General features: G+C 71.1%; 14 protein-coding genes. 12 read left to right on the forward strand and 2 right to left on the reverse strand.

Annotation, left to right across the window (positions count from 1 at the left end; all coding sequences use genetic code 11):
• The first annotated feature begins 69 nt into the window (after positions 1-69).
• From ACI2K4_RS18240 to ACI2K4_RS18275, 8 genes are read left to right on the forward strand one after another with little or no spacing between them, the layout of a single operon-like run.
• The gene (locus ACI2K4_RS18240; RefSeq protein WP_404512752.1) at positions 70-780 is read left to right on the forward strand and encodes a helix-turn-helix transcriptional regulator; all 711 of its coding nucleotides are present in this window, start codon (positions 70-72) and stop codon (positions 778-780) included.
• Complete coding sequence (gene sufB, locus ACI2K4_RS18245; protein WP_404512754.1) at positions 777-2207, forward strand: Fe-S cluster assembly protein SufB; 1431 nt, start codon at positions 777-779, stop codon at positions 2205-2207. The genes ACI2K4_RS18240 and sufB overlap by 4 nt, the downstream gene beginning before the upstream one ends.
• A 56-nt stretch (positions 2208-2263) precedes the next feature.
• Entirely contained in the window at positions 2264-3412 is a 1149-nt protein-coding gene (gene sufD / locus ACI2K4_RS18250) for a Fe-S cluster assembly protein SufD (RefSeq protein ID WP_404512756.1), read from the forward strand.
• Positions 3412-3738, forward strand: coding sequence for a non-heme iron oxygenase ferredoxin subunit (locus ACI2K4_RS18255; RefSeq protein ID WP_121155400.1), 327 nt, complete (start codon positions 3412-3414; stop codon positions 3736-3738). Before sufD ends, ACI2K4_RS18255 begins: the two co-directional genes overlap by 1 nt.
• Positions 3735-4508, forward strand: a complete 774-nt coding sequence (sufC, locus tag ACI2K4_RS18260) for a Fe-S cluster assembly ATPase SufC (protein ID WP_404512758.1) — start codon at positions 3735-3737, stop codon at positions 4506-4508. The genes ACI2K4_RS18255 and sufC overlap by 4 nt, the downstream gene beginning before the upstream one ends.
• Before the next feature lie 18 nt (positions 4509-4526).
• The gene (locus ACI2K4_RS18265) at positions 4527-5831 is read left to right on the forward strand and encodes a cysteine desulfurase (protein WP_404512760.1); all 1305 of its coding nucleotides are present in this window, start codon (positions 4527-4529) and stop codon (positions 5829-5831) included.
• Entirely contained in the window at positions 5831-6304 is a 474-nt protein-coding gene (gene sufU / locus ACI2K4_RS18270; protein ID WP_404512762.1) for a Fe-S cluster assembly sulfur transfer protein SufU, read from the forward strand. The genes ACI2K4_RS18265 and sufU overlap by 1 nt, the downstream gene beginning before the upstream one ends.
• Positions 6305-6330: 26 nt before the next feature.
• A complete protein-coding gene (locus ACI2K4_RS18275; RefSeq protein ID WP_404512985.1) occupies positions 6331-6765 on the forward strand; it encodes a metal-sulfur cluster assembly factor in 435 nt (144 codons plus the stop codon).
• Positions 6766-6845: 80 nt separating this feature from the next.
• On the opposite strand, the gene ACI2K4_RS18280 is transcribed toward ACI2K4_RS18275, so the two are convergent.
• The gene (locus tag ACI2K4_RS18280) at positions 6846-10097 is read right to left on the reverse strand and encodes a penicillin acylase family protein (RefSeq protein WP_404512764.1); all 3252 of its coding nucleotides are present in this window, start codon (positions 10095-10097) and stop codon (positions 6846-6848) included.
• Between the two features lie 254 nt (positions 10098-10351).
• Positions 10352-13660: a S8 family peptidase gene (locus tag ACI2K4_RS18285; RefSeq protein ID WP_404512766.1), complete on the reverse strand. Its 3309-nt coding sequence runs from the start codon at positions 13658-13660 to the stop codon at positions 10352-10354.
• Positions 13661-13802: 142 nt separating this feature from the next.
• On the opposite strand from ACI2K4_RS18285, the gene ACI2K4_RS18290 reads away from it, so the two are divergent.
• The 4 genes from ACI2K4_RS18290 (at position 13803) to ACI2K4_RS18305 (ending at position 17539) form a co-directional block, all read left to right on the forward strand.
• Complete coding sequence (locus ACI2K4_RS18290) at positions 13803-14441, forward strand: LysE family transporter (RefSeq protein WP_404512768.1); 639 nt, start codon at positions 13803-13805, stop codon at positions 14439-14441.
• Positions 14442-14498: 57 nt separating this feature from the next.
• Positions 14499-15215, forward strand: a complete 717-nt coding sequence (locus ACI2K4_RS18295; RefSeq protein ID WP_404512770.1) for an acVLRF1 family peptidyl-tRNA hydrolase — start codon at positions 14499-14501, stop codon at positions 15213-15215.
• A gap of 22 nt (positions 15216-15237) precedes the next feature.
• On the forward strand, positions 15238-15711 hold the full coding sequence (locus ACI2K4_RS18300) for a hypothetical protein (RefSeq protein WP_404512772.1): 474 nt from the start codon (positions 15238-15240) through the stop codon (positions 15709-15711).
• 223 nt (positions 15712-15934) lie between these two features.
• On the forward strand, positions 15935-17539 hold the full coding sequence (locus ACI2K4_RS18305; protein WP_404512774.1) for an ABC-F family ATP-binding cassette domain-containing protein: 1605 nt from the start codon (positions 15935-15937) through the stop codon (positions 17537-17539).
• Positions 17540-17619: the final 80 nt, after the last annotated feature.

Consider the following 17619-nt stretch of genomic DNA (forward strand, 5'->3'; position numbering starts at 1 on the left):
CGCAACCGTGACTCCGTGATCCCCGATCGTGCCCGTGAATCCGCGAACGCCGACCGTGCCCGTGAATCCGTGATCGCCGATCGTGCCCGCGACATCGCCGACCGCACCCGTGACCGGGTCACCCACCTGCTGCTGGCGCACGGCGCCTCCACCGCCGCCGAGCTCGGCGCGGCGCTGGGGCTGAGCCCGGCGGCGATCCGCAAGCACCTGGACGCGATGCTCGTCGACGGGGACGTGGTCTCCCGCGAGCAGCCGCTGCGCGGCCACCGTGGTCGGGGCCGTCCGGCCAGGGTGTTCATGCTCACCGACTCGGCGAAGGTGCGGTGCGGCACGCACACCTACGACGGCATGGCCACCGCCGCGCTGCGCTGGATCGCCCGCCAGGGCGGATCGGGCGCGGTGGACGCCTTCGCCGCCGAGCAGGTGTCCGCCCTGGAGGCCCGTTGTCGGGCCGCCCTGGAGGACGCGGGCGACGACCCGCTGGCCCGCGCGGAGGCGCTTGCGGGCGCGCTCACGGCCGAGGGCTACGCTGCCAACGCGTCCACGATCGCCACCGGTGGCCAGCTGTGCCAGCACCACTGCCCGGTGGCCCACGTGGCCGCGGAGTTCCCCCAGCTGTGCGAGGCCGAGACGGCGGTCATCTCCCGCCTGATCGGCACCCACGTGCAGCGTCTGGCCACCATCGCGCACGGCGACGGGGTGTGCACCACGCACATTCCCGCTCAGTCGAGGCGTGCCCAACCCGGTAATCCCGCCACCACTGTGAGGACAGATAGATGACCGAGCAGATCGTCCAGCCGATCTCCCAGGAGGAGCACCTCGCCGCCCTGGGCCGTTACGAGTACGGCTGGGCCGACACCGACACCGCTGGGGCGACCGCCCAGCGTGGGCTCTCCGAGGCCGTGGTGCGGGACATCTCGGCCAAGAAGAGCGAGCCCGAGTGGATGCTCGACCTGCGGCTCAAGGGCCTGCGGCTGTTCGACCGCAAGCCGATGCCGGCCTGGGGCGCGGACCTCACCGGGATCAACTTCGACAACATCAAGTACTTCGTACGGTCCACCGAGAAGCAGGCGGCGAGTTGGGAGGACCTGCCGGAGGACATCAAGAACACGTACGACCGGCTGGGCATCCCGGAGGCGGAGAAGCAGCGCCTGATCGCCGGTGTGGCGGCCCAGTACGAGTCCGAGGTCGTCTACCACAAGATCCGCGAGGACCTGGAGGAGCAGGGTGTGCTCTTCCTGGACACCGACACCGCGCTGAAGGAGCACGAGGAACTCTTCAAGGAGTACTTCGGCACCGTCATCCCGGTCGGTGACAACAAGTTCGCCGCGCTGAACACCTCGGTCTGGTCCGGTGGCTCGTTCATCTACGTGCCCAAGGGCGTCCGGGTGGACATCCCGCTGCAGGCGTACTTCCGGATCAACACCGAGAACATGGGCCAGTTCGAGCGGACCCTGATCGTGGTCGACGAGGGTGCGTACGTGCACTACGTCGAGGGTTGCACCGCGCCGATCTACTCCTCCGACTCGCTGCACAGCGCGGTCGTCGAGATCATCGTGAAGAAGAACGCGCGCTGCCGCTACACGACCATCCAGAACTGGTCGAACAACGTCTACAACCTGGTCACCAAGCGCGCCGTGTGCCACGAGGGCGCGACCATGGAGTGGATCGACGGCAACATCGGTTCCAAGGTCACCATGAAGTACCCGGCCGTCTACATGGTCGGCGAGCACGCCAAGGGCGAGGTGCTCTCGGTGGCCATGGCCGGCGAGGGCCAGCACCAGGACGCGGGCGCCAAGATGGTGCACGCCGCGCCGCACACCTCCAGCTCGATCATCTCCAAGTCGATCGCCCGGGGCGGTGGCCGCACCTCCTACCGGGGGCTGATCCAGGTGCTGGAGGGTTCGCACCACAGCAAGTCGACGGTCAAGTGCGACGCGCTGCTGGTCGACACCATCTCCCGCTCGGACACGTACCCGTACGTCGACATCCGCGAGGACGACGTGGCGATGGGGCACGAGGCCACCGTCTCCAAGGTCAGCGAGGACCAGCTCTTCTACCTGATGAGCCGGGGCATGAGCGAGGACGAGGCGATGGCGATGATCGTCCGCGGCTTCATCGAGCCGATCGCCAAGGAACTGCCGATGGAGTACGCCCTGGAGCTCAACCGCCTGATCGAGCTGCAGATGGAGGGCGCGGTCGGCTGACGCCGGCCCGCGCGTACCCCCGACTCGGACCTCGCCCAAGAAGACTCAAGGAAGAGATGACTACCCAGGCTTTCGCGCCGCCCACGACCAAGTCGCAGGCGCTCCGCTCGTACGACGTCGCCGACTTCCCGGCCCTCAACGGGCTCGAGGAGGAGTGGCGGTTCACCCCGCTCAAGCGCCTCCGTGGCCTGGCCACGGCGGACACCTCGGCCGCCACCGGCCGGGGGGTCACCGTCGAGCACGGCGACCTGCCGGCCGGCGTGTCGGTCCGGTTCCTCGAACCGACCGACGACGCGGTCTTGTCGGTGCTGGTGCCGTTCGACCGGATCAGCGCGCTGGCCCACGGCGGTGCGGCCCGGGTGGCGCTGGTCGAGGTGGCGCCCGAGGCGGTGCTCGCCGAGCCGGCGGTGGTCCGGCTGCTGGGTGCCTCTCCCGAGGAGCTGTCGCTGGCCCGGACCCAGGTCCGGGTGGGGCGGTTCGCGGAGGCGACGGTCGTGCTCTCCCAGGAGGGCTCGGTCACGCTGGCGGACAACGTCGAGGTGTCGGTCGAGGAGGGGGCGAAGCTGACCCTGGTCACCGTCGCCGACTGGGCCCCGGACGCGGTCCAGGCCCAGCACCTCAAGATCAGGCTGGCGCAGAACGCCCGGGTGACGCACGTCCAGGTCACCGTCGGCGGCGACCTGGTCCGGCAGTTCACCAGCGTGGAGTACACCGGCCGGGGCGGTGAGGCAGAGCTGTACGGCCTCTACTTCGCCGACGCCGGTCAGCACCTGGAGCACCGGCAGTTGGTCGACCACACCGTGCCCGACTGCCGCAGCTACGTCGGCTACCGGGGCGCCTTGCAGGGCGACGCGGCGCACACCGTCTGGGTCGGCGACGTGCTGATCCGGGCCACCGCCACCGGCACCGACACGTACGAGATCAACCGGAACCTGGTCCTGTCGGACGGGGCGCGGGCGGACTCCGTACCGAATCTCGAGATCGAGACCGGCGAGGTGGCCGGCGCCGGCCACGCCAGCGCGACCGGCCGCTTCGACGACGAGCAGCTCTTCTACCTGATGGCCCGGGGCATCCCCGAGGCCGAGGCGCGCAAGCTCGTGGTCCGTGGCTTCTTCGCCGAGCTGATCAACAAGATCCCGGTGCCGGAGCTGCGCGAGCGGCTCGGCGACACGATCGAGTCCCGGCTGGCCAAGGCGGGATCCTGATGATCAGGATCTGTGCGGCCGAGGAGCTGCCCAAGGGGGCCGTGGTACGCGCGGAGGTCGACGGCACCGAGATCGCCCTGGTGCACGCCGACGACGACGCCTTCTACGCCATCCGGGACGAGTGCTCGCACGCCTCGGTCGCCCTCTCGGAGGGTGAGCTCGACGGCTGCACGCTGGAGTGCTGGCTGCACGGCTCCCGCTTCGACCTGCGTACCGGTGAGCCGAGCGGTCTGCCGGCCACCGAACCCGTGCCTGTTTATCCCGTCGAGGTCCGCGACGGCGATGTCTTCGTCAGTCTTACGCCAAGCAATGGAGTTACCCCGTGAGCGTTCTGGAGATCCGTGACCTGCAGGTGTCGGTCAAGCTGCCCGAGGGTGAGCTGAAGCCGATCCTGGCCGGTGTCGACCTGACCGTGCGGGCGGGGGAGACCCACGCCATCATGGGTCCGAACGGCTCGGGCAAGTCGACCCTGGCGTACTCGATCGCCGGCCACCCGAAGTACGAGATCACCGGTGGCGCGGTCACCCTCGACGGGGTCGACGTGCTCTCGATGACCGTGGACGAGCGGGCCCGCGCCGGGCTCTTCCTGGCCATGCAGTACCCGGTCGAGGTCCCCGGCGTCTCGGTGGCCAACTTCCTGCGTACGGCCAAGACCGCGGTCGACGGCGAGGCGCCGAAGCTGCGTACCTGGGCCGGCGAGCTGCGTACCGCGATGGAGCGGCTCCAGATGGACCCGGCGTTCGCCCAGCGCAACGTCAACGAGGGCTTCTCCGGTGGCGAGAAGAAGCGGCACGAGATCGTGCAGCTCGAGCTGCTCAAGCCGAAGGTGGCGATCCTCGACGAGACCGACTCCGGTCTCGACATCGACGCGCTGCGGGTGGTCAGCGAGGGGGTCAACCGGGTCCGGGACACCGGCCAGACCGGCCTGCTGCTGATCACCCACTACACCCGGATCCTGCGCTACATCAAGCCGGACTTCGTGCACGTCTTCGTCGGTGGCCGGATCGTCGAGCAGGGCGGCCCGGAGCTGTCCGAGAAGCTCGAGGCCGAGGGTTACGAGCGGTACGTCGCCGGAGCCGGCGCCGCGCGCGCCTGAGACAGGAAGCTGCCAGAGATGACCACGATCGCGATCCCGCCGGGCATGCCGCAGTACGACGACGTGCCTCGCTTCGACGTGGAGAAGGTGCGCGCCGACTTCCCGATCCTGGGTCGGGAGGTCAACGGGCACCCGCTGGTCTACCTGGACAGCGCGAACACCTCGCAGAAACCCCGGCAGGTCCTCGACGTCCTGCGCGAGCACTACGAGCGGCACAACGGCAACGTGTCCCGCTCGGTGCACACGCTCGGCACCGAGGCGACCGAGGCGTACGAGGGGGCCCGGGCGAAGGTCGCCGCGTTTGTCAACGCGCCGAGCCCGGACGAGGTGGTGTTCACCAAGAACTCCACCGAGGCGATCAACCTGGTCGCGTACGCCTTCTCGAACGCCTCCACCGGTGTGAACGGTGACCCGAGGTTCCGCCTCGGCCCCGGTGACGAGGTGGTGATCTCCGAGATGGAGCACCACTCCAACATCGTGCCGTGGCAGTTGCTCTGCGAGCGGACCGGCGCCACCCTGCGCTGGTTCCCGCTCACCGAGGGCGGGCGGCTGGACGAGTCCGGGGTCGAGGAGCTGATCAACGAGCGGACCAAGCTGGTCTCGCTGGTGCACGTCTCCAACATCCTCGGCACGGTCAACGCCACCTCGCGGATCACCGCCCGGGTGCGTGAGGTCGGCGCGCTGCTGATGCTCGACTGCTCGCAGTCGGTGCCGCACATCCCGGTCGACGTGGTCGACCTGGACGTCGACTTCATCGCGTTCACCGGGCACAAGATGCTGGCGCCGACCGGGATCGGCGTGCTCTGGGGTCGGGCCGAGCTGCTCGCGGCGATGCCGCCGGTGCTCGGCGGCGGTTCGATGATCGAGACCGTGAGCATGGCGGGCTCGACCTTCGCGCCGCCACCGGCCCGGTTCGAGGCGGGCACGCCGCCGATCGCCGAGGCGGTGGCGCTCGGCGCCGCGGTGGACTACCTGACCGCGATCGGCATGCGGTCGGTCCAGTGGCACGAGAAGGAGATCACCGCGTACGCCCTGGACGCGCTCGGGACCGTACCCGGGCTGCGGATCTTCGGGCCGGTGGTGCCGATCGGCCGGGGCGGCACGATCTCGTTCGCGCTCGACGGGGTGCACCCGCACGACGTCGGGCAGATCCTGGACGACCAGGGCGTTCAGGTGCGCGTCGGCCACCACTGTGCCCGCCCGGTCTGCGTCCGGTACGGCGTACCGGCGACAACCCGCGCCTCGTTCTACCTGTACACCACCACGGCCGAGATCGACGCCATGGTGGCTGCCCTCGAGCAGGTGCGAAAGGTATTTGGCTGATGCAACTCGACCAGCTCTACCAGGAGATCATCCTGGATCACTACAAGCACCCGCACGGTCGCGGACTGCGTGACCCGGCCGACGACTCCGGTCAGGTGGCCGAGGCGCACCACGTCAACCCCACCTGCGGTGACGAGGTGACGATGCGGGTGGCGGTGGCCCGGGGCGTGCTCTCCGACATCTCGTACGACGGCATGGGCTGTTCGATCAGCCAGGCGTCGGCGAGTGTGCTGCACGAACTGCTCAACGGTCGGGGAGCCGACGAGGCGTTCGCCGTACACGCGGCCTTCGTCGAGCTGGTCTCCGGTCGCGGGCAGGTGACGCCGGACGAGGAGGTGTTGGGTGACGGTGTGGCGTTTGCCGGCGTCGCCCGCTACCCGGGCCGGGTGAAATGTGCGCTGCTGCCGTGGATGGCGTTCAAGGACGCCGCGGTACGCGCCGGTGTGGGCGTGAGCCCGGAGGTGAAGGCATGAGCGAGCGCAGCGAGGTGCTGGAAGGCATGAGTTCCGAGGAGAGCGTGGGTGCGACCGGTGCGGCTGAGGTCGCCGCGACCGGTGCGGGCGACGCCGTGACGGGTGAGGCGGTTGCCACCGAGACCGCCGCCGTCAGCAAGGCCACGATCGGTGAGATCGAGGAGGCGATGAAGGACGTCGTCGACCCCGAGCTGGGCATCAACGTGGTCGACCTGGGTCTGGTCTACGGGGTGCACGTCGGCGACGACAACATCGCCACCCTGGACATGACGCTGACCTCGGCGGCCTGCCCGCTGACCGACGTGATCGAGGACCAGACCCGGCAGGCGCTGACCACGGGTCCGGGCGGCGGCCTGGTCGCCGACTTCCGGATCAACTGGGTGTGGCTGCCGCCGTGGGGCCCGGACAAGATCACCGACGAGGGCCGGGACCAGCTCCGCGCCCTGGGCTTCAACGTCTGACGTCTGTCGTCGGCAGGAACGCGGAAGAGCGGCCGTCCCGTCCGGGACGGCCGCTCTTTCCTTGTGCCGTGGCCGGGGCGTCAGTGGGCGTAGACCTCGAACTCCCAGAGCGAGAAGCCGAAGCCGGTGCCCCGGGTGAGGCCCTGCATCCGGACGTACCGGGCCTGGGTGGTGGCGAAGTCGACGTTGTCCGTACCGCCGTCACCGGCGGTGGTGGACCAGACCGGGGTCCAGGTGGTCCCGTCGGTGGAGACCTCGATCCGGTACGAGCGCGCGTACGCCGCCTCCCAGGCCAGTACGGCCCGACCGACCGGGCGGACCGAACCGAGGTCCACGGTGATCGACTGGTTGTCCGACCAGGAACTGGCCCAGCGGGTGCCGGGGTCGCCGTCGACCGCGCGGGCGGCTCCGTTGCCGGACTGGTTGCTGGACGCGGATGCCGTACGCCCGGCGGCCAGGTTGGTCACGTCGTCGCCCCGACCGGCCGGGAAGGAGACCACCTGCTGGTACGTCGGCCGGTTCTGCCAGGCGATGGTGGCGTGCTTGATCCCGCCCAGCGGTGACTGGATGATCGCGTCGGCGCACCACTGGTCCCCGGCGGAGCAGCTCGCGTCGCCGGGATAGGTGACGTTCACCGGCTGGGCGGCGGCGGTGCGCAGCGTGTCGAGCAGGATCTGGCGGCAGGAGGCCAGGTCGCCGCCACCGCAGTAGGTACGCCCCAGGCCGCCCTGGACCGGGTCGCCGAGCACCGCACGCAGGTCCTTGTCCACGTAGCCCCACCAGCCGTACTGGAAGGAGGAGCCCTTGTGCGCCTGGGCCTCGTTCGCCGAGGTCGGCAGCGTGGAGACGTCGCCGCGTTGGTGCCCCGAGGGAGATTCGTTCACCTGGAGCGCGTTCACCAGGGCCTGGTAGAGGTCGGCCCCGAGCGGCGCCTTGAACTGGCCGTTGACCAGCAGCGGCCACCAGGCGTCGAAGACCCGGATCGCCTCGGCGTGCTGGTAGACCTTGGAGCCGCTGGCGGTCTCCACCCGTAGCGCGCCCGCCTGTCGCCAGTTCTTCACCCGGGTGATCTGGGCGGCCAGGTTGGGGTCGGTCACCGGCTGGCTCTCCAACACCCGGATCAGCTCGTCGAGCACCTCGATCCCGCGCAGGTCGGTCAGCCCGGCCCGCTGCACCAGGCTGGTCAGCGACGCCCGGTCGAACTTCTGACCGGCGGCGAGCGCGGCCCGGACCGGCTTGTCCAGCAGGTCGCCCCGGTGCACGGCGCCGAAGCTGAAGTTGCCGTCGGCCGCGCCGAAGTCCTTGGCCTGCTTGTTGTTCCAGCTCACGTAGTAGTCCTGGTCGACCGAGTTCGGGTGGGCGGCGGCCGGCAGGTAGCTGGCCGTGTTGGCCGCCGGGTCGAAACCGGCCCACTCGTACGCGGGTTCGGCGCGCTGCGGCAGGTTCGGGTTCGCCCCGGCCGCCCGGACCGGGTTGAGCCCGGAGTTGAAGTACGCCGAGGAGTCCGAGTTGACGTAGAACCAGTTGAACGCGTACCCGATGGTGGAGGCCGCGTCCTTGAACCCGGTCGGGGTGCCCATCAGCGCCGGGTCGTTGAACATCTGGAACCCGATCGCCGAGTCCGCCTCGTGCCGGTAGGTGGAGCGGAGCGAGGTGAACGCGTACGGCTGGCCGCCGACCGTGCCGCGCCAGGCGACCAGGCCGAGCGCCGTACGCCAGGTGACCAGCCGGTACGAGCCGGCCGGCGTGCCGTCGGCCACGCTCGGGGTCCAGGAGTTGACGTGCGAGATCTCCTCCATCGGGCGGCACTGCCCCCGGAAGCGGTAGTGGTCGCTGGCCAACGTCGGCGTACTGCCGTCCGGGGTGCAGAGCGGGACCGCGTACGTGTCGGTGATGTCCTGGTTGGAGGAGGTGGCACTCCAGGCGTAGTCCTGTCCCCGGCCGAGCAGCACGTAGAGGTTGATGCCGGCGAAGGCGGCGCCCCGGGCGCTGATCCCCGGCCCCTGCAACTCCTGCACCATCAGCAGTTGCGGGGAGAAGTAGCCGGTCTGCGGGCCGAAGACGGCGACCGGGTGTCCGGTGGCGGAGTGTTCGGCGGAGATCACCGCCGCGTTCGACATGCCCCGGCTGGCCGGGGTGATGGTCAGCCCGGACAGTGCGGCGGCGAGTTCGGAGGGACCGCCGACGGCGCTGGTGGCCGAACCGGTCTGGTCGGTGACCACCGGTTCGACCCGGGCGGAGCCGGCGTCGGGCAGCACCACGCTGGGCGCGTCCGGGGACGCGGCGCCGTACGGGAAGCTCTGCCCGTCGTGCAGGGTCAGCACCGCCTCCGGGTCGTTCTCGGCGCGGAACGCGGTCCAGACCCGGTCCCCCTCGACCGGGCCGTACTTCGCCCGCGCGGCGATCCGGACCAGCGCCGACTGCATCTCGGTGCCGCCACCGCCGCCGAACAGCCCGCCGACCACACCGGCGATCGCGATCAGGTCGGTCATCAGGAACGGCTTCGGGCCGCCCGCGTTGGTGATCGCGTCCAGGTGGCCGGTGAGCACGTACTCGCCGGGGCAGTTGCGGCCCGCCATGCAGACCCCGATGTACGCGTTGATCCCGTCGATGTACTGGCGTACGTCCTGGTAGAGCTGCTCGCCCCGGGGGCCGCGCTGGCGCAGCGCCTCGACCTGGGCGGTCAGGTCGGCGTCCCGGTACGGCGAGTTGCGCCAGACGCTCTGCTCCAGCGCCCGGTTGCCCGGTGCGCCACCGGCGAACGGGGTGAGCGTGCCGCGCCCCACGTGCCGGAGCAGGTCCATGGTGAAGAGCCGGTCCTCGGCCCCGGCGTAACCGGCGCCGTACATGGTGCCGGCCCGGGTGGTGCCGGTGATGTGCGGTACGCCGGTGGAGCGGTCCCGCACGATGGTCACGTCTGAGCGCGGGGAGTAGGTCCGTTCGGCCTGGCCGCCCGGCACGCCGAAGGCGGCGTCGTTGAAGAAGTTCCCGATCTGGTCCTCGCGCAGTCCGGCGTAGCCGTAGACCAGGTTGGCGTACTTGCCGAGCTGGTCGCCGGAGTGCCGGGGCAGGGTGCCGAACGCCTGGTTGCCGAGAATCTCGACGAGGGTGGCGTTGCCGTTCTGGCCCGGTGGCAGGATGTCGGCGCACTCGCCGAGGCAGTAGTCGCCGGCCGCGAAGCTGGTGGTGCCGGCGGCCGGGGCGGTGGGCGGGGCGGGCTCGGGCGCGGCGGTGACCCCGGTGGTGGGGCCGGCGAGCAGGGCGGCGGCCAACGTGGTGACCGCGACGGCGATGGTGGCCGTCGCCCGGCGGGGCAGGACGCGTCGGGACATGCTGATCCTCCTGGCGGTGGGATCATTACATGAAGAAACTTCGGGTACCGGATGCTAACCGGTGGCTCAGGAGGATGGAAAGACCTAACATCGTCGATACCTGCCCGACATCCGGTCCCGTTCCGCGCCGGTCGGCGGCGCGCGTACCAGCACCGACCTGTCCGATGTGGAGCGCGGCGGTGCAGGGCGGCTGAAGTGTAAGGAAGGGCCCCTTATTAACGCATAGCGTTAATAAGGGGCCCTTCCTTACACGCTTAACCGGCGTGGTACGCCTGGATGATGGTCTGCTCGATGCCACTACCGCCGCTCGCGCCGGCCTTCACCCGCAGCGAGACGGACTGCCCCGTCTTCACCGTCGGCAGCTCGGCCCGGAAGTCGTCGCCGTCCCGGCTCACCCGTGCCGTACGCCAGGTGGCGCCGTCGTCGGTCGAGGTCCAGACCTGGAACGACTCGATCCGCTGGGCCGCGACGCCGTTCGCCTGCCGGACCTGGAAGCTGCCCACCCCACCGGTCGGGCGGTTGGCGGCGTCCAACGGGAGCGCGTAGTCGACCGAGAGCAGCGGCAGCGGGACGCTCCGGGTGCCGCTCGGACCGGCCGAGCGGAACGTCCACGAGGTGCTCACCCGGGTCGAGATCGGCAGGATCAGGCCGGTCTCGACGTCGAAGGTCAGCCGGTAGTCCGCAGCCGAGCTCGGTACGGTGAAGTCCGCCAGCGAGGCGGCCCGCTCGTCGACCAGTCGACCGTCCCGGTAGAGCGACAGCTTCCGGTTGACCCCGATCGTGCCGGCCGCCAGGCAGTCGGCCCGCTGGTGCCGGTCGGTCAGCATGACCAGGTCGACGTGGATGTTACCGCTGGTCCGCGACGGCGCGGTGGCGCAACTGAACGCCGCGCCGGAGGGGTCGTCGTACCAGTCCGAGTGCAGCGGCTGGCGGGCCCAGATCTTCGACTGCCGGCTGCCCGTACGGTAGACCCGGTCGCCCTCGGCGGCGGTCAGCCCGCCGTAGATCCCCTCGTCCTTGTAGGTGTAGCCGGGGGTCACGTAGTCGGTCCGGTTCACCGGCAGGTCGTACGTCCGGTTCTGCAACACGGCGACCGAACCGTCCGGGGTGAAGCCGCTACGCCGCAGCGAGGTGACCATGCCGGGGGAGTCCATCTGGTTGAACCGCTGGTCGATCCGGGCCAGCCGGGCCCGTTCCGCCGCCGTCACCCGGTAGGTCGGGTCGGCCGGCACACCGTTGTCGTACGCGCGGACCACGTCGTAGTGCTCCGGGGTGCCCCGGTCGCCGGACGTGTCCAGGGCGAAGCCCGCGTACGACCGCAGCGTCCCGACGCCGGGGCGCTCCATCGGCTCCACCGACACCTTCGCCTGGCTGCCGAAACCGTTGACGCTCTGCCACCAGAACAGGCCGTTGCGCGAGGTCTGGACGTTGGTGAACTGGACGGCGCCGGTGGTGGTGGCGACGTGGTCGACGGTCGCGGTGACCGGCTTCGCCCGCGCCGGGTCGAGCGTCATGACGCGGTCGGCGGTGACGGCCACGTCCGGGTCGCCGACGAGGGCGCCCTGCTGGTTGTCCGTCTCCGGGTCGTAGGCGGTGTACCCGGCGGTGATCGCGTACCGGCCGGCGGGGACCCGGAGCGTGACGGGCCGACCGGCGACGACGAAGCCGCCACCGCCGTAGACGGTGGGGTCGTCGAGGTTGGTCACCGACACACCGACCCAGTTGTCCGCGCTCGGCGGCAGGTCGGGTGTGGCCACGGTGTTGATCGTCAGGTCGTGACTCGGCGCCTCCACGTAGAAGGTCACCGGCGTACGCGACACCAGCTTGCCCCGGCTGCGGGCGGTGACGACGGCGGCGTACAGGCCGGGCCTGGCGGCCAGCGCCGTACGGTCGACCCGCAGCGTGGTGCCGGCGGAGGCGCCGGGCCGTAGACGTACCCGGGTGTCCGACAGCGACGCGGTGTGACGCGGCGCGGGCGCTCCCGCGTGGTCGGTGACCGTGACGTCGAGATCGAGGTCGACGGTGGCCGAGCGCGCGTCACCGGTCCAGCTCAGCTTCGTCGTGCTGGACCCCTGCTGCGGGTACGGGAACGTGCCGAGCGCCACCACCGGCTGGTCGCTGACCGGGCCGGAGAGGGTACGGGCGGCGTTGAGCCGACCGGCGCCGACGACGTACGGGTCCGTCTCCGACAGCGGGTCGGCGGCGCCGACGAGTCCGGCCTTGAGCCGGTCGGCGGTCCAGTCGGGGTGCCGCTGGGCGAGCAGCGCCGCCGCTCCGGCGACGTGCGGGGTGGCCATCGAGGTGCCGTCGGCGGCGGTGTAGTACCGGTCCACCGGCGCGCCCATCGTGGTGCCGCCGGCCCGGCCGGCGACGATGCCGACGCCCGGTGCGACGATCTCGGGCTTGGCCGCGCGGGTGTTCACCAGCGGTCCCCGGCTGGAGAAGTCGGCCAGCTTGTCGGCGTTGTCGACCGCGCCGACCGTCAACGCGGCGCCGGCGGCGCCGGGCGAGGAGATCGCGCCGCCACTGTTGCCGGCGGCGATCACGAAGAGCGCGCCGGTCTGCTTGGTCAGCGCGTCGACGGCGAGCGAGAGCGGGTCGGTCCCGTCGCTGGCGTCCGCGCCGCCGAGGCTCATGTTGACCACGTCGGCGCGGGCGGCGGCCCACTCCATCCCGGCGATGATCTGCGAGTCCCCGCCGGCGCCGTGGTCGTCGAGGACCTTGCCGACGACGAGCCGGGCGGCCGGGGCGACGCCCCGGCGCTGGCCGTGCGAGGCCGCTCCGGTGCCGGCGATGATGGTGGCGACGTGGGTGCCGTGGCCGAACCGGTCGACGGCGTCGCCACCGTCCACGGTGAAGTCGGCCCGCTCCGCGACCTGACCGACCAGGTCCGGGTGGCTGAAGTCGGCGCCGCTGTCGAGCACGGCGATCCGGGTGCCCTTGCCGGTGTAACCCGCGTTCCACGCCTCGGGGGCGGAGACCTGGCTCAGGTTGCGGTCGAGGTTCCTGTCGACCGTGGTCGCCCGGACCTTCCGGTCGAGCCAGACCTTCGTCGCCCCGGCCAGCAGGTTCTCACCGGCCAGCTTCGCGGTGGTCGGGCTCTTCTTGGGTACGTGTCCGGCCACCGCGCCGATGCTCGCCAACGGCCGTACGTCACCGAGGCTGGCCAGCTTCGCCTTCGCGTCCGACCGTACGATCACCGGGAGTTCGGTGCTGTTGGCGTCGTCGTAGCCGTCCTCGATCAACGCGGTGACGTCGAACAGGGTCGGGTCGAGGACCGAGCCGACCCGCCCCGCGACGCTCGCCGGGATGACCCGTACGTGCCCGTCGACTCCGCAGCTCTGCTGGAACACCCCGTTCCGGTCGATCGGCTCGACCCGCACCCGGGGACATCCCGTGCCGGTCGTCTCGACCGTGACCACGTCCCCGGTCAGCAGCGTGACGGTGTACGTCTTCCCGGTCGGGGTGGTGCCCCCGTCGGCCAGGCTGGGACTTGCCGGTACGAAGCCGACCATGGTGGACAGCAGTGCGACCGCTGGTAGCCAGCGCACTCTCCTGAGCATCTTGCTCCTTTGTGTCGAAAGGGCCGCTTCGTGTGCGGCGTGAGGGTGATCTTAGGCACGTGAAGCTTCGCAAGATCACCTCGTCTGCCGACATGGTGAAATCCGATCGCCGCGAGGCCGGCCCGGCTGCCACGATGCGCTGGTGAACGACTCAGCCGATGCCCTGGTCGCCGGCCTGCTCGCCGGCTACGGCGTGGCCATCCCGTTCGGCGCCATCTCCGTCCTGGTCGTCGCGTTGACCGCCCGTACCTCGTTCCGGGTCGGCGCCGGGGCGGGACTCGGGGTGGCCCTCGCGGACGGGCTCTACGCGGCGGTCGCCGTACTCGGCGGCACCGCGCTGGCCGGGATGATCACGCCGCTCGCCGGTCCGCTGCGCCTGCTGGCGGTGGCGGTCCTGCTGCTGCTCGCCACCCACACGGTGGTGAGGGCGGTCCGGCAGCACCGCGACCCGTCGACCACCACCCGGGACGGCCGGGACCTGACCACACCCGGCCGGGCGTTCGGTGTGGTGCTCGGGCTGACCCTGCTCAACCCGACCACGATCCTCTACTTCGGTGCGCTGATCCTCGGCCGACAGGCGTCCGAGCCGCTGACCGCCACCGGTGCGGCGATCTTCGTGGCGGCCGTGCTGACCGCCTCGGCGAGTTGGCAACTGCTGGTCGCCGGCAGCGGGTCGCTGCTCGGCCGGCTGCTGGCCAGTCCCCGGGGGCGGCTCGGCACCGCACTTGTCTCCAGCACCCTGATCGTGGTGCTCGCCGTGCGGCTGCTACTCGCCGACTGAGCGTCGGGCCGGGCGACCGCCGCCCGGTGCCGGCGTCCGGTGCCGTACGGTCGGGGGATGAGCAGTCGACCCGCCGCCGGCGGCGGCCGGTGGGTCGACGTCGACCCGGTCCGCGTCGCCCGCTGGATCGACGGATTCACCGCGCGGCACGGCCCGCCCGGGACCATCGTCACCGGGTACGGCCTGCTGCTCACCGCCCCGGACGGCGCCACCGCGGAACTGCACCGCCCGCCGGGTACGCCGCCCGCCACCGACCTGCCCGGCTTCCTGGCCGAGGCGACCACCGCCCGCCGGCTCGGCCTGCTGCTGGCGCGCAAGGGTGCGGTGGCGGTCGGAGTCGCCGACGGAACCGAACTGGTCACCTCCAAGGTGGACAGCCGGTACGTGCAGGGCCGGACCGCCGCCGGTGGCTGGTCCCAGCAGCGGTTCGCCCGGCGTCGGGACAACCAGGCGAAGGCGGCGATGGCCGACGCGGTGGAGCTGGCCCTGCGGCTGCTCCTGCCGGCGGTCGGCGGTCTCGACGCGGTGGTCGCCGGTGGGGACCGCCGGGCGATCGACACCATCCTGGCCGACCGGCGGCTCGCGCCGCTCGCCGCGCTGCGCGCGGACCGGCTGCTCGACGTACCGGAACCCCGGCACGCGGTGCTGGTCGACGCGATCACCGCCGCCCGCGCGGTACGGGTGCTGGTCCGCGACCCGGAACCGAGCGCCCCGGAACCACACCACCTGGAACCGAGCGCCCCGGAACCACGCGCCCCGGATGGCGTCGGCTGAGCGCACTGGCTACCCTCCCGCCATGGCTCAGCGCGCCCGCTCCCGTTCCCGCTCCCTGCCGGCGGCCTGGCTGCCGCTGGACCGGGAGGTGCGCCGACCGCTGCTGACGGTCGTCGGGCTGGCGCTGGCCCTGCTGCTGGCCGGGCTCGGCATCGGTGGCTTCTTCCTGTTCCGTCCGGCGCAGGAGCCGGAGGCGGCGGCCCGGGTCGCGGTCGACTCGTTTGTCCAGCGGCTGATCGCCGGCAACTACGGTGGGGCCTACGACCAGCTCTGCTCCGACTCCCGGGAACGGCTCGACCGGGAGCAGTTCAGCGCCGACATCGGCGGCCGGCCGGCGGTCCGTTCGTACCAGATCGACAAGATCGAGAGAATCGACCGGGACTTCTCGGTCAGCGTCACCCTGGCCGATCCGAGCGGGGCGAGCGAGGCGCACGTCTACCGGGTGGTCGAGGACCGGGGGAGCTGGCGGATCTGCGGGGACCCGATCCCGGCCTGACCGTGCCGTACCGGGGTGCGAACCCGTCCGGGGTGGCTGAGCTGGGCCGACGCCGTGGACCGATCATGGGGGCAAAACCGGCGGGGGCCCGCGCGGGCGGCCCGGTACACTGGGGGTGTGCTGCTCTGCGAAGGCTGAACCGCCCCGCGCCGGGGGGACCGCGTCCCCACCGGCGCGTCTTTGTGCCTGAGTCAGCCTTCGACCCCGAGAGTGAGTCCCACGAATGATCACTGTTTCCGGCCTGGAACTGCGCGCGGGCGCGCGGATCCTGCTCTCCGACACGACCCTGCGGGTCCAGCCGGGTGACCGGATCGGTCTGGTCGGGCGCAACGGCGCGGGCAAGACCACCACGCTGAAGGTGCTCGCCGGTGAGGGGCAGCCGTATTCCGGCGAGATCGACCGCCGGGGCGCGGTGGGTTACCTGCCGCAGGACCCGCGTACGGGTGATCTGGAGGTCACCGCGCGGGACCGGGTGCTCTCCGCCCGTGGTCTTGATGTGCTCATGGCGCAAATGGCGGAGATCGAGGCGAAGCTCGCGACCTCCCCGGACGACCGGTTGGTCCGCCGTTACGGCGCGCTGGAGGACCAGTTCGCCTCCCTCGGTGGCTACGCCGCCGAAGCCGAGGCGGCCCGGATCTGCGCCAATCTCGGCCTGCCCGACCGGGTGCTGGCGCAGACGATCGGCACGCTCTCCGGTGGCCAGCGGCGCCGGATCGAGCTGGCCCGGATCCTGTTCCGGGACGCGGCCGAGAACAACGGCGGCATCCTGCTGCTCGACGAACCGACCAACCACCTCGACGCGGACTCGATCACCTGGCTGCGCGGCTTCCTCGCCGGGCACAAGGGCGGGCTGATCGTTATCAGTCACGATGCCTCGCTGTTGGAGGCCGTGGTCAACAAGGTGTGGTTCCTGGACGCCACCCGTTCGGTGGTCGACGTCTACAACGTGGGTTGGAAGACGTACCAGGAGCAGCGGGAGACCGACGAGCGTCGGCGGCGCCGGGAGCGGGCCAACGCGGAGAAGAAGGCCGGCGCGCTGATGGCGCAGGCGGACAAGATGCGGGCCAAGGCGACCAAGACGGTGGCCGCCCAGAACATGGCCCGTCGGGCCGAGAAGCTCCTGACCGGCCTGGAGGAGACCCGGGTCGCGGACAAGGTGGCGAAGGTACGGTTCCCGAGCCCGGCCCCGTGCGGCAAGACCCCGTTGACCGCCGCCGGCCTGTCCAAGTCGTACGGCTCGCTGGAGATCTTCACCGACGTCAACGTGGCGGTCGACCGGGGTTCCCGGGTGGCGATCCTGGGGCTCAACGGTGCCGGCAAGACCACCCTGCTGCGAATGCTCGGCGGGTTGTTGAAACCGGACACCGGGGAGGTCCGCCCGGGGCACGGGTTGCGCCTGGGTTATTACGCCCAGGAGCACGAGACGCTCGACGTGGAGCGAAGCGTGCTGGACCACATGCGCAGTGCCGCGTTCGAGCAGTCGGACACCGAACTGCGCAAGATCCTCGGCGCCTTCCTCTTTTCCGGCGACGACGTGGAGAAGCCGGCCGGGGTGCTCTCCGGCGGTGAGAAGACCCGGTTGGCGCTGGCCACGCTGGTCTGCTCCGGCGCGAACGTGCTGCTGCTCGACGAGCCCACCAACAACCTCGACCCGGTCAGCCGGGAGCAGGTGCTGGACGCGATCGCCCGTTATCCCGGCGCGATCGTGCTGGTCACCCACGATCCGGGCGCGGTGCTGGCACTCAAGCCGGACCGGGCGATCCTGCTGCCCGACGGTGACGAGGACGCCTGGAGCGACGACCTGCTCGAATTGGTGGAGCTGGCTTGAGTCGGTCTCACGTACCGGTGGGCGTCCGGGTGGGACCGTCCACCGTCGAATCACGTCCGGACGGTCACAGGTTGCGACCG

It is taken from the genome of Micromonospora sp. NPDC050397 (genome assembly GCF_044901685.1).
GTDB lineage: Bacteria > Actinomycetota > Actinomycetes > Mycobacteriales > Micromonosporaceae > Micromonospora_G.